Source organism: Pseudomonas sp. JS425, assembly GCF_018223845.1.
GTDB lineage: Bacteria > Pseudomonadota > Gammaproteobacteria > Pseudomonadales > Pseudomonadaceae > Aquipseudomonas > Aquipseudomonas asiatica.
This window is the reverse complement of sequence record NZ_CP073661.1, coordinates 3529159-3541674: the sequence shown is the minus strand read 5'-3', so window position 1 is coordinate 3541674 and position 12516 is coordinate 3529159. Positions and strand designations below refer to the sequence as shown.

Genomic DNA, 12516 nt, shown 5'->3' with positions numbered 1-12516 from the left:
TCAATAATCTTTCGCTGCAGATGAGGACACGAACATGGCTGATATCTTCGACAATCCGATGGGCCTGATGGGCTTTGAATTCATCGAACTGGCTTCGCCGACCCCTGGCGTACTCGAGCCGGTATTCCAGATGCTGGGCTTCACCAAGGTCGCTACCCACCGTTCCAAGGATGTGCACCTGTATCGCCAGGGTGACATCAACCTGATCCTGAACAACGAACCCAAGAGCATCGCCTCGTACTTCGCTGCCGAACACGGCCCGTCGGTATGCGGCATGGCGTTCCGCGTGCGCAATGCCCATGAGGCCTATGCCCGCGCCCTGGAACTGGGCGCCCAGCCGGTGGAAATCGAAACCGGCCCGATGGAACTGCGCCTGCCGGCGATCAAGGGCATCGGCGGTGCGCCGCTGTACCTGATCGACCGTTTCGAGGAAGGCAGCTCGATCTACGATATCGACTTCAAGTTCATCGAGGGTGTGGACCGCAACCCGGTGGGTGCCGGCCTGAAGATCATCGACCACCTCACCCACAACGTTTATCGCGGGCGCATGTCGTACTGGGCCGGCTTCTACGAGAAGCTGTTCAACTTCCGCGAAATCCGCTATTTCGACATCAAGGGTGAGTACACCGGCCTGACTTCGCGTGCCATGACCGCGCCGGATGGCATGATCCGCATCCCGCTGAACGAAGAATCGTCCAAGGGCTCCGGGCAGATCGAAGAGTTCCTGATGCAGTTCAACGGCGAAGGCATCCAGCACGTCGCCTTCCTGACCGATGACCTGCTCAAGACCTGGGACGCCCTCAAGGGCTTCGGCATGCGCTTCATGACTGCACCGCCGCAAACCTACTACGAGATGCTCGAAGAGCGCCTGCCAGGTCATGGCGAGCCGGTCGACCAGTTGAAAGCACGCGGTATCCTCCTCGATGGTGCCTCCCAGCCTGACGACAAGCGCCTGCTGCTGCAGATCTTTTCCGAGACCCTGCTCGGCCCGGTGTTCTTCGAGTTCATCCAGCGCAAGGGGGATGACGGCTTTGGCGAAGGCAACTTCAAGGCCCTGTTCGAATCCATCGAGCGCGACCAGGTACGTCGTGGTGTGCTGAGCACCGAGTAACCCCAGGGTACCGCCGTCACGATTCGATGGCGGCGGTATCAACCCTTCTTCTTGCCCGAAATGGTCAGGCCCAGGTACATGATGAACATGCTGGCGACCCCGACCAATACCAGCGAGGGCAGTACCTGATGCAGGGATAGGCGAAACTCCTGGGTGGCGTACCCTTTGGGGTAACCGCCGATCACCACGTAACCATATTTCTGGGAAACCGATCGCTCGGTGAATTCGGCCTGGGAGGGGCGTTGTGCGTCGCGGCTGTCTCCCTCGCTCCAGATATACAGGTCGCTGAATTCCAGAAGCAATGTCAGGCCGTCCTGGAAAGCACGCAGTTCGTCCCGCAGCTGCCGACCGTACGCTGTTGCGATTATCCCAGGGTCGCTGTTCGGTCTCTGGACTTTGATGATCGCCGCGTTAGGCGACGATGGAGCGTCGAATGCCAGCTCTGTCTGCCTTCCGGACAGGGCAAAGGCCGAGTTGTACGCCAAAGGGTCCATGTCCGTCGCACAATACGCTTGTTGGTCGCGGGTGAGTATCAGTGAGCGAAGGTGCGGGCTGTTGGCGACTCTCTGCTCCAGCGTACCAAGCACTTCGTCACAGGGCTTGCCTGCCAATGGCAGGATCAGGTCCAGATCGCCTTCCATGCGGCCCAGTGCCTGGTCGATGCTGAAAATCGCCTCTTGAACAGAAACCTTGGCATTCTCCTCAAGTTTTCTATCCAGTTGATAGTTCATCATCAGTAACCCGGACAGTACCGGTATTGCGCCGATGGACAATATCAACAGTAACTTCCGCCAGTTGATGCCGAGACTCGGTATTGCTGCCATAGGACCGCCGCTCCGTTGAACCTTGCTGTTCGGGTTGAACAGGTCAACGCTGATCCTATGTGCTTGATGATGCTCCGGCTGTAGGCCAAAAGTGTTGCGGTTTTACAGAAAAGCAGAACCTCGTTGTCAGCCTCGCTTCAGCCTGGCGAGCACTTTTTCGGCCAACTGGGCCGTGGAGGCCGGGTTCTGCCCGGTGATCAGCCGATCATCGGCCACCACGAACGGCTGCCACGGGTCTTCATGCTTGCTGTAGGTACCACCGCGGGCACCCAGCTCGGTTTCCGTCAGGAAGGGGACCACCTTGTCCAGTTCGACGAGTTTCTCCTCGGTATTGGAGAAGCCGGTCACCTGACGGTCCTTGAGCAACAGGCTGTTGTCGCTGAGCTTGATGTTCAGCAGGCCGACAACGCCATGGCAAACCGCCGCGACAATGCCCTTGTGCTCGTACACCCGGCGGGCCAGCTCTTGCAGCGGCTGGTTGTCAGGAAAGTCATACATCACTCCGTGCCCGCCGGTGTAGTAGATGACGCTGTACTCTTCTGCCTTCACCTGGCCAGGGCTCAAGGTGTTGCCCAGGCGGGTCATGAAGCGCTTGTCGTCATACCACAGCCAGTCCAGGTCGGGCGCCATCTGCAAGCTATGCGGGTCGACAGGGACGTAGCCGCCCAGCGGGCTGACATAATCGACCTCGTAACCGGCTTTTTCGACTTTTTCGACAAAGTGCACCGCTTCCCCCAGCCACAAGCCGGTCGCCCGCTTGAGGGTCGGATACTTGGCTGTATTGGTCAGCACCACCAGCATTTTCTTGCTCATGACCACGCTCCCGTCGGCAACCTGAATGGGCCGTTGCTCCCCCGGCCCGAGGGAAAACCTAATGAGCATAGCTCTCAGGTGCCGGTACGCCATATTGCGTGGCGTGTGTTGTGCTAACGTGAACCACATTCACGCAGCGCCCGTACTTTTTCTGAATCATGCTGGAGTCACGACAGTGGTCACAAATGGTACGCCGCGCGAGCCTGCGTCGATGGTCATCCTGAAGCCGTCTGTGCTGGCACCGGTCGACCTCATGGGCGAACGGATTGCACGGTTCGACTGGGGGCGAACACCGCTCGGGCCGCTGCCGCGCTGGCCGGCTTCGTTGCGCATTGCCGTCGACATGATGCAATTGTCACCGTTCCCGTGTGCCGTGGTCTGGGGACCAGACCTCAGCGTGGTCCACAATGAAGGCTATCGGGCATTGCGGCGGGTTGCCCCGGATGCATTGGGCATGTCCTTCGATGCGCTGTGGAGCGATGAGTGGCCGGCGATGGGACCGTGGGTGTTCAAGGCGCTCGAGGGGCGCTCGAGCTTTGTCGAGGACCCACCACTGCGTATTGGCTGCGGCCAAGGCGGGGAGCCGTTGTGGTGTGCGTTCGGTTACACACCGTTGCACGATGAACTGGGCAACGTGGCAGGGTTTCTGCACGCGGTGATCGAAACCACGGCCAGCGTCGAGGCGCATCGCCACTGGCGGGAGCAGGCGCAAGAATTCCAGCGGCAGGTCGAGCGACACCTGGTGGAGCGCGAGCAGTTCTGGCAGCTGTCGCGTGATGCGATGATGACCGTCACTCCCGAGCTGAAGGTGTGTGCCGCCAACCCCGCCTGGTATCGCATCCTGGGCTGGTCTGAAGAGCAGGTACTGGGCACTCCGGTGCTGGACCTGGTACATCCGGCAGATCGCGCTGAGGTAGAGGTGGCTGTTTCCGGGTGCCTGCAGTACCAGGATACCGAGCAGATAGAGACGCGCCTGCGCCACCGCGATGGCCATTACCACTGTTTTCGCTGGAGTGCACGGTTCGATGGCAGCCTGCTGACTGCCGTTGGCCGGGATATCACCGGGGAACGTGAGGAGGCTGCTCGTCAATCCGAAACGCTGATGCGCAACAACGAGCGTCTGGAGGTGGTTGGGCAGTTGGCCGGGGGCATGGGCCATGAATTGAACAACTTGTTGTCCGGCATCGGTGGCAGCCTCGAACTGCTTCAGCGGCGCCTGCAGGAAGGACGGCTGGAGCGGGTGGAGGCGTATGTCGAGGTCGCGCGAGATTCGGTGCAGCGTGCCATGGAGCTGACCCATCGCCTGCTGGCGTTTTCCCGTCATCAACCTTTGGCGCCCAGGCCGCTGGACTTCAACCGGCAATTGCGCTTGAGCGAACCACTGCTGCGGAGCACGCTGGGCGCCGAGATGCGCTTGCACTGGCAGCTGGATGTCACGCCGTGGGCGGTGAACCTTGATGTTTCCCAGCTGGAAAATGCCTTGATCAATCTTTGCACCAACGCCCGCGAAGCATGCCTTGATCGCGGCAATGTCACGCTGCGCAGCATCAACCAGCGGCTGACAAGGTGTTTCCCGGATGAGAGCGGCCTGCCACCAGGCGACTACGTTGCGTTGTATGTGGAGGATGATGGCCATGGCATGCCGGCCGTGGACATTGCCAGGGCCTTTGAACCGTTCTTCACCACCAAGCCGGTCGGGCGTGGCTCAGGCCTTGGTTTGTCGATGGTGTATGGGTTTGTCGGCCAGTCGGGGGGCTACGCCTGGATCGAGTCGGCGCCGAACCAGGGCACCAAGGTCTGCATGCTTTTTCCAAGGTGGCATGACCCGGTACCCGAGGCGCCTGCGGTTGTGCAACGGACGCAGCGCATGGCCGGGAGGCAGCGCCTGTTGCTGGTCGATGACGAGCTCGGTTTGCGTGCTGTGATGTGCGAGTACCTGACCGAACGTGGTTTCGAAGTCATTGATGTGGGCGACGCCAATAGCGCACTGGAGCGCTTCCGCCATGACGGCCCGTTCGACCTGGTGATCACCGACATTGGCTTGCCGGGTGGTTTCAGTGGCCGCCAGGTGGCCAAGGCCATGCGCATGCAGCTGCCGTTGCAGAAGATCCTTTTCATTACCGGCTATGCGGGGCAGCCGATCGAAGCGCAGTTGCTCGAGCAGCCGGGCACGGCATTGATGAACAAGCCGTTCCCGCTGGCGGACCTGGTGGATGAGGCGCTACGCATGCTCGAGGAGTGAAGCGGTTCAGGGCTTGCCCAGTATCTGGGTCACCTGGGCCTGCAGCTGCTTCAGCTCGAAGGGCTTGCTGATCAGGTGCATCCCCGCCTCCAGGAAGCCCTCGCGGGCCATGGCGGTTTCTGCATAGCCGGTGATGAACAGTACTGGCAAGCGTGGGCGCAGGTTGCGGGCAATCTCGGCCAACTGGCGGCCATTCATGCCGGGCAAGCCGACATCGCTGATCAGCAGATCCACCGGTTGTGTCGAACGCAGTACCTTAAGGCCCTCATTGGCGTCGGCGGCACTGTGGCAGGCGAAGCCATCCTCGCGCAGGGCCTGGCAGAGCAATTGGCGTACATGGGGGTCGTCCTCGACTACCAGCACGTGATGGCCCTGGTAACCTCGCACGGGTTGTACGGGTTTGACAGGTGCCTGGCCCTGGTCGACATGGCGCGGCAGATAAAGGTCCACCCGGGTCCCTTGGCCGATCTGGCTGTGCAGGGTGACATGTCCGTGGGATTGCTTGCTGAAGCCGTAAACCATCGACAGGCCAAGGCCGATGCCCTGGCCGATCGCCTTGGTGCTGAAGAACGGCTCGAAGGCATGCTCCAGCGTGCTTTGCGCCATGCCCTGGCCGTCATCGATGACTCGCAGGCGTACATAGTCGCCGGCGCACAGGGCACCGCCAGCGAATTGCCCGGCGCCGATGTGCTGGTTACTTGCCTCGATGCGCAGCTGGCCGCCATTGGGCATGGCTTCGCAGGCATTGAGCAACAGGTTATCGAGGGCCTCCTGTAACTGTTGGTCATCGGCTTCGACCGTCCACAGGTTCTTGGCGATTTGCACCTGCAGGGTCACGGTCTGGGTCACGCAAGCCTTCAGGCGTTTTGCCTGGAGCAGGTCGTGCAGGTCGACCTGCCGGGTGTGCAGCGATTGCCGAGAAGAGAAGGCCAGCAGGCGGTGGGTCAGGCGCGCGGCGCGTGACACTGCCTCGCGGCCCATGCGCAGCACGTTGTCCAGGCCATCGCTGCGACCCTGTCGCAAGCGCCGGTCAATCAGCTCGAAGCTGCCACCAATGCTGGTGAGCAGGTTGTTGAAGTCGTGGGCGACCCCCCCAGCCAGTTGGCCGATGGCCTCCATCTTGCGCGTTTGGTGGCGTGCAAACTCGCTGCGTTGCTGGTCTTCGCCGGGAGGTGCGGCCTTGGCGTCAAGGCGTTGCTGCAGGTCTTGCAACTGGTCGCGTGCCAGATACTGCCGACGCCGGTTGCGCAGGGCGGACTGAGTCATGCGCAGCAGCTGGGCGTTTTCGAATGGTGCGACCAGCAGGACCAGGTTGCCCACCGGGAGGTTGGTCGAGCCCTTGGCCGCTTGGCTCCCTTGACCGAGCAGCACGATGGGCAGGTCCGACCAGCACGGTTGCTGGTCGATGAATTCTTGCAGCAATGCACTTGGGCCCTGTTTGAACGCTTGCTCGGCAATGATCGCCAGGCCTGCGCCTTCGGCCAGGCGGGCTTGCAGGTTGGCCAGGTCGACCGCGCACAGGCTGTCGATACCCGCAGAAGCGAGCAGGCGAGCAGTATCCGCGGCTATTGGCGGGGGCGCCAGGATCAATGCACGTTCGTCCAGCGCCAACGAACTGGCCACAACACACTCTCCTGAAGGGTGGTCCGATATCCACTGGACCCTGGGCACAGCCCCGGGGTTCAACAAATTTTCGGACGTTGCCTACAGGCCCTGTTGCAACACTGGGTCGTCCGGATTCTGCCGCTCCAGCTCGGCCAGCAGCACCTGCACGTTCTGCAACTGGCCGGTTTCCTTCCAGTACTTAATCAGCAACACCCGTGCCCGGCGATTGGCCGGCTGGCGGTTGAGCACGATTTCCAGTTGCTTTTGCGCGGCGTCGAGTTGTTCCAGTTCATGCAAGGTGACTGCCAGTGTATAGCGGTAGTCGGCGTTGTCCGGGTCCAGTTCGACGGCGCGGGACAAGGCCAGCAGTGCGTATTCGCGCTGTTCGTGACGGTTAAGCCAGAGCCCCAGTTCGTACTGCAGAAAGGCCGAATCGGGGCTTAGCGCCAGGGCTTTGCCCAGTATCTGGCGCGAGGCGTCGTGATAGCCCTGGCGCTCCAGCAGGCGTACCTGAGTCGCCAGTGCGTCGAGGTTGCCTGGCGCTACCGCCAGGGCTCGCTGCAGGGCGGTGTCGGCCAGGGTGTAGTCGTTTTCGTGCAGGTAGAGGCGCGCCAGGTGGACTTGGGCGTCGACGTCTTCGGGTTGCTGCTCGAGGGCCTGCTGGTATTGCTCCAGGGCAACCTGTAGCGGGCCGAAATAAAGGCCGATGTCATCCGGAGCAAGGCCGAGCAGGGCATCTACCGCGGCAAAGCGCACGCTTTGCTCGTCGTCGTCCAACAGTGGGCCGAGTACCAGGCTGCGCTGCGCCGCCGGCAGCAGGCGGCGAATACCGGCAATGGCTGCACGGCGCACCTGCGGGTCGGCATGCTCGAGGTCCTGACGGGCGAGTTTCAATGCCTGGGGCGAAGGGTAGTTTGGCAGTTCGGCATACAAGGCGGCACGGCGAATGGGCGGCAGGTCGGTGCGCTGCAGTTGCTGGTACAGCACCCGTGCAGCGCCGGGTTGGCCCTCATGGGCCTGGCGCAGGGCCTTGGCGTAGCTGTGCGCAGGCAGGGTAGGCGGGGCTGGCGGAGCGTCGCGCCACAGGTAGCCGAACAGGGCCGATACCAGGATCAACAGCAGCAGGGCGATCAGGTAGCGGTTGCGTCTGGGCATCGGACGATCCGGGGCGGCGGGAAGGGCAGAGCTTGGGCTAGCCGGGTGGTAAATGCAACCAGGTCCCTGCACACACCCTCAATCAGCATAAAAAAGCCCCGCGGACCAAGGCCTGCGGGGCAAACGGTTGGGGGAGGGGCCAACCAAAGGAGTCGTTGAAGCGGGTGTATCAGCGCGCGCTGGCTACGGTCTCCGGTTGCCAGCCGCCGCCCAGGGCCTTGTAGATGGAGACGATGCCGCGGTACAACTCGACTTCACCCTGGGCCTGCGCATCTTCTGCGCTCAGCCGCTCACGCTCGGCATCGAGCAGCACCAGGTAGTCCACCGTACCCTCGCGATAACGAATCGAGGCCAGTTCCGCCGCCTTGCGGCTGGCGTCGCTCTGGCGCATCAGCGACAACAGCCGCTGCTGGGTCTTGTCATAGTCGCTGAAGGCGTTGGCCGATTCTTCCAGGGCCAGCAACACCTGCTGTTCATAGTTGGCCAGTGCCCCTTCGGCATCGGCCTTGGCACCGCGCAGTCGGGCGCGCACGCTGCCCAGGTCGAAGGCGGCCCACGTTATGCTCGGGCCCAGCGCCCAGGCATTGGCTGCCGAGGAACCTATCTGCGAACCACGTGCAGCAGTAAAGCCGAGGAAGCCACTGAGGCTGACGCGCGGGAACAAGTCGGCCGTGGCCACGCCAACGTTGGCGGTGGCAGCCGCCAGCTGGCGTTCGGCGCTGCGGATGTCCGGGCGGCGGCGCAGCAGTTCTCCCGGGTCACCCACCGGTAGCGCCTTGGCGATGGCCGGCAGTGCCTTGGGCGACAGGTCGACGCTGAGCGCCTCGGGGCGCTGACCGAGCAGGGTGGCGATGCGATGCCGGGCCCGTGCCTGTTCCGCCTGCAGTTGCGGTACGGTGGCTTCGACCCCGGCCAGGCGCGCGTCGGCCCGCACCACATCAAGGTCGTTGCCCACGCCGGCATCGCGCAGGGTTTCGGTGATGGCCCGCGATTCCTGCTGGGTCTTGAGGTTGGCCAGGGCGATCTTTTCGCGCAACTGCGCCCCACGCAGCTGGCCGTAAGCATCCACCAGTTCGGCGATCAGGCTGACCTGCAGCTGCTGCAGGTCGGCCGCGGCTGCTGCTTCCTGGGCTTCGCTGGCTTCGATCTGGCGCTGGATGCGGCCGAACAGGTCAAGCTCCCAGGCCATGTCCAGGCCCAGGTCGTAGCGCTCACTGTTTACCCGCTGCGTGGTCTGGCCGGGGATCTGGCCCTTGCCGATGTCGCTGCTGGCGCGGCTGGTGACCACCGGAAACTGATCGTTTTCGGCGTCTTCACGGATCGAACGGGCCGACTTCAGGCGGGCGAAGGCCACGCGCAGATCACGGTTGCCATCCAGCGACGTCTGCACCAGCTGGTTCAGCACCGGGTCGTCGAACTGCTTCCACCACAGGCTTTCGAAACGGCTACGGTCGTAGGCCTTGGCCTGTATGTCGCTGGCCAGCTGCGCGGGCTCGGTGGCTGGCGCCTGGTAGTCCGGGCCTACTGCACAGGCCGCCAAGGCGAGCGCCAGCAAGCTCGGGGTCAAGGGTTTGAGCAGGTTCATGCATGGCTCTCCAGCGATTGGGCGCGTTCGGCCTTGCGGGCCTGGCGACGCTCGACGAAACGGCGAATCAGGAAGAAGAACACCGGGGTCAGGAACAGGCCGAACACGGTAACCCCGATCATTCCCGAGAACACCGCCACGCCCATGGCATGGCGCATTTCAGAACCGGCACCGGAGCTGAACACCAGTGGAACCACACCCATGATGAAAGCGATCGAGGTCATCAGGATCGGCCGCAGGCGCAGGCGGCAGGCTTCCAGTACCGCAGCCAGCGGGTCGAGCCCCTTGGCCTGTTCGTCCTTGGCGAACTCGACGATCAGGATCGCGTTCTTGCACGCCAGGCCCACCAGTACGATCAGACCGATCTGGGTGAAGATGTTGTTGTCACCCCCCGACACGATCACCCCGGTGATGGCCGACAACAGGGTCATCGGCACGATCAGGATCACTGCCAGCGGCAGGCTCCAGCTTTCGTACTGGGCGGCAAGCACCAGGAAGGCCAGCAGCACGCACAGCGGGAACACGAACAGCGCGGTATTGCCCGAAAGGATCTGCTGGTAGGTCAGGTCGGTCCACTCGAAGGTCATGCCGTTGGGCAGTTCCTCCTTCAGCAGCTTCTCGATGGCAGCTTCGGCCTGGCCGGAGCTGTAGCCCGGTGCCGCGGCGCCGTTGATCTCGGCGGTGATGAAACCGTTGTAGTGCATCACCCGGTCAGGCCCGGAGGTGTCGCTGACCTTGAGGAAGGTCGCCAGCGGGATCATCTCGCCGAGGTTGTTGCGCACCTTCAGCTGGCCGATCTGCTCGGCATCGAGGCGGAACTGCTGCTCGGCCTGGACGTTGACCTGATAGGTACGGCCAAAGCGGTTGAAGTCGTTGGTGTACAGCGAGCCCAGGTAGACCTGCAGGGTGTCGAAGATGTCGGTGATCGCCACGCCGTGGGTCTTGGCCTTTTCCCGGTCGATGGCGGCATCGACCTGGGGCACGTTGACCTGGTAGCTGGTGAAAAGGCCCGCCAGTTCCGGCACGTTGTGGCTCTTGGCGATGATGTTCTGGGTTTCCTTGTACAGCGCCTCGTAGCCCAGGTTGCCACGGTCTTCGATCTGCAGACGGAAGCCGCCGATGGTGCCCAGGCCTTGTACCGGCGGTGGCGGGAAGATCGCGATGTAGGCGTCCTGGATGTCGGCGAACTGGGCATTCAGTGCAGCCGCGATGGCCGCCGCCGACTGGCTCGGGTCCTTGCGCTCGTCGAACGGCTTGAGCGGGGTGAACACGATGCCGCTGTTCGGGCTGTTGGTGAAACCGTTGATCGACAGGCCAGGGAAGGCTACCGAGTCGGCCACGCCAGGCTGCTTCAGGGCGATTTCGCTCATGCGCTTGATCACCGCTTCGGTGCGGTCGAGGCTGGCCGCGTCAGGCAGCTGGGCGAACGCCACCAGGTACTGCTTGTCCTGGGCCGGCACGAAACCGGTCGGGGTGGACGAGAAGCCGAGGTAGGTCAGGCCCATCAGGCCGGCATACACGAACAGGGCGATGCCGCTGGAGCGGATGACCCGACGCACGCCGCCGACGTAGCGGTTGGAAGCGCGGTCGAAGAAGCGGTTGAACGGGGCGAACAGCCAGCTGCCCAGCAGTTTTTCCAGGAACCGCGAGAAACGGTCCTTGGGCGCATGGTGGTCCTTCAGCAGCACGGCTGCCAGGGCCGGCGACAGGGTCAGCGAGTTGAATGCCGAGATGACCGTGGAAATGGCGATGGTCAGAGCGAACTGCTTGTAGAACTGCCCGGTCAGGCCGGAAATGAACGCAGCAGGTACGAACACCGCGCACAGCACCAGGGCGGTGGCGATGATCGGCCCGGTCACTTCGCCCATGGCCTTTTGCGTGGCTTCCAGCGGTTTCAGGCCCAGGCCGATGTTGCGCTCGACGTTCTCCACCACGACGATGGCATCGTCCACCACGATACCGATGGCCAGGACCAGGCCGAACAATGACAGCGCGTTGAGCGAGAAGCCGAACAGGTGCATCACGGCAAAGGTACCGATCAGCGATACCGGCACGGCCATCAGCGGGATGATCGAGGCACGCCAGGTCTGCAGGAACAGGATGACGACCAGCACCACCAGCACCAGCGCTTCGAACAGGGTGTGTACCACGGCTTCGATGGAACCACGGACGAACACGGTCGGGTCATAGACGATGCTGTAGTCCATGCCCTCGGGGAAGTCCTTCTTCAGCTCGGCCATTTTCGCCCGCACTTCGTCGGAGATCTCGATGGCGTTGGAGCCTGGGCGCTGGAAGATCGGAATGGCCACCGCCGGCTGGTTGTTCAGCAGCGAACGCAGGGCGTACTGGCTGGAACCGAGTTCGACCCGGGCGATGTCCTTCAGGCGGGTGATTTCGCCATCGGCACCGGCGCGGATGATGATGTTCTCGAACTCTTCCTCATTGACCAGACGACCCTGGGTGTTGATCGACAGCTGGAAGCTGGTCGAACCGGGGGCGGGTGGGGCGCCCAGCTGGCCGGCGGCCACCTGGCGGTTCTGCTCGCGGATTGCAGCCACCACATCACTGGCGGTGAGGTTGCGCGAAGCGGTCTTGTTCGGGTCCAGCCACACGCGCAGCGAGTAGTCGCCCATGCCGAACAGCTGCACATCGCCCACGCCGCCCAGGCGCGCCAGCTCATCCTTGATGTTGAGGATGGCGTAGTTGGACAGGTAGAGCATGTCGTAGCGGTTATCCGGCGAGGTCAGGTGCACGACCATGGTCAGGTCGGGCGAGGCCTTGTCGACCGTGATGCCTATGCGGGTCACTTCCTCGGGCAGCTTGGGCTGGGTACGCGTGACGCGGTTCTGCACCTGCACCTGGGCGTTGTCCAGGTCGGTGCCAAGGGCGAAGGTGATTGTCAGCGTCAGCTTGCCGTCAGCGGTGGACTGGGAGGACATGTACAGCATGTTCTCCACGCCGGTAATCGCCTGCTCCAGTGGCGCGGCGACGGTTTCGCCGATGACCTTGGGGTTGGCGCCGGGGAAGTTGGCGCGCACCACCACGGTGGGCGGCACCACTTCGGGGTATTCGCTGATCGGCAGCTGGAACAGCGAGATCGAACCCGCGATCAGCAGCACCAACGACAGCACCGCGGCCAAAATTGGCCGGGTAATGAAGAATTTCGAGAAGTTCATCGGTG

General features: G+C 62.8%; 8 protein-coding genes. 2 read left to right on the top strand and 6 right to left on the bottom strand.

Annotated features, from left to right (window positions below):
* The first annotated feature begins 34 nt into the window (after positions 1-34).
* Entirely contained in the window at positions 35-1111 is a 1077-nt protein-coding gene (gene hppD, locus KDB76_RS16560) for a 4-hydroxyphenylpyruvate dioxygenase (protein WP_013972820.1), read from the top strand.
* Positions 1112-1149: 38 nt separating this feature from the next.
* On the opposite strand, the gene KDB76_RS16555 is transcribed toward hppD, so the two are convergent.
* The gene (locus KDB76_RS16555) at positions 1150-1935 is read right to left on the bottom strand and encodes a CSS-motif domain-containing protein (protein WP_023663070.1); all 786 of its coding nucleotides are present in this window, start codon (positions 1933-1935) and stop codon (positions 1150-1152) included.
* A 126-nt stretch (positions 1936-2061) separates the two neighbouring features.
* Positions 2062-2748 carry a type 1 glutamine amidotransferase domain-containing protein gene (locus KDB76_RS16550; protein ID WP_015270546.1) on the bottom strand — a complete coding sequence of 229 codons (687 nt, stop codon included), beginning with the start codon at positions 2746-2748 and terminating at the stop codon, positions 2062-2064.
* 211 nt (positions 2749-2959) lie between these two features.
* Here KDB76_RS16550 and KDB76_RS16545 point away from each other — a divergent pair, with 211 nt between their 5' ends.
* The gene (locus tag KDB76_RS16545) at positions 2960-4990 is read left to right on the top strand and encodes a PAS domain-containing sensor histidine kinase (protein WP_013972817.1); all 2031 of its coding nucleotides are present in this window, start codon (positions 2960-2962) and stop codon (positions 4988-4990) included.
* A 6-nt stretch (positions 4991-4996) separates the two neighbouring features.
* On the opposite strand, the gene KDB76_RS16540 is transcribed toward KDB76_RS16545, so the two are convergent.
* The 4 genes from KDB76_RS16540 to KDB76_RS16525 form a co-directional block, all read right to left on the bottom strand.
* Positions 4997-6613: a response regulator gene (locus KDB76_RS16540; RefSeq protein WP_038409706.1), complete on the bottom strand. Its 1617-nt coding sequence runs from the start codon at positions 6611-6613 to the stop codon at positions 4997-4999.
* A gap of 81 nt (positions 6614-6694) precedes the next feature.
* Positions 6695-7750 carry a tetratricopeptide repeat protein gene (locus KDB76_RS16535; RefSeq protein ID WP_038409705.1) on the bottom strand — a complete coding sequence of 352 codons (1056 nt, stop codon included), beginning with the start codon at positions 7748-7750 and terminating at the stop codon, positions 6695-6697.
* A 169-nt stretch (positions 7751-7919) separates the two neighbouring features.
* A complete protein-coding gene (locus tag KDB76_RS16530; protein ID WP_038409704.1) occupies positions 7920-9335 on the bottom strand; it encodes a TolC family protein in 1416 nt (471 codons plus the stop codon).
* Positions 9332-12511 carry an efflux RND transporter permease subunit gene (locus tag KDB76_RS16525; protein ID WP_038409703.1) on the bottom strand — a complete coding sequence of 1060 codons (3180 nt, stop codon included), beginning with the start codon at positions 12509-12511 and terminating at the stop codon, positions 9332-9334. The genes KDB76_RS16530 and KDB76_RS16525 overlap by 4 nt, the downstream gene beginning before the upstream one ends.
* Between the last annotated feature and the right edge of the window lie 5 nt (positions 12512-12516).

Coding starts and splice junctions, on each gene's coding strand:
- hppD (WP_013972820.1), top strand. CDS start 35: ATGGCTGATATCTTCGACAATCCGATGGGCCTGATGGGCTTTGAATTC.
- KDB76_RS16555 (WP_023663070.1), bottom strand. CDS start 1,935: ATGGCAGCAATACCGAGTCTCGGCATCAACTGGCGGAAGTTACTGTTG.
- KDB76_RS16550 (WP_015270546.1), bottom strand. CDS start 2,748: ATGAGCAAGAAAATGCTGGTGGTGCTGACCAATACAGCCAAGTATCCG.
- KDB76_RS16545 (WP_013972817.1), top strand. CDS start 2,960: ATGGTCATCCTGAAGCCGTCTGTGCTGGCACCGGTCGACCTCATGGGC.
- KDB76_RS16535 (WP_038409705.1), bottom strand. CDS start 7,750: ATGCCCAGACGCAACCGCTACCTGATCGCCCTGCTGCTGTTGATCCTG.
- KDB76_RS16530 (WP_038409704.1), bottom strand. CDS start 9,335: ATGAACCTGCTCAAACCCTTGACCCCGAGCTTGCTGGCGCTCGCCTTG.
- KDB76_RS16525 (WP_038409703.1), bottom strand. CDS start 12,511: ATGAACTTCTCGAAATTCTTCATTACCCGGCCAATTTTGGCCGCGGTG.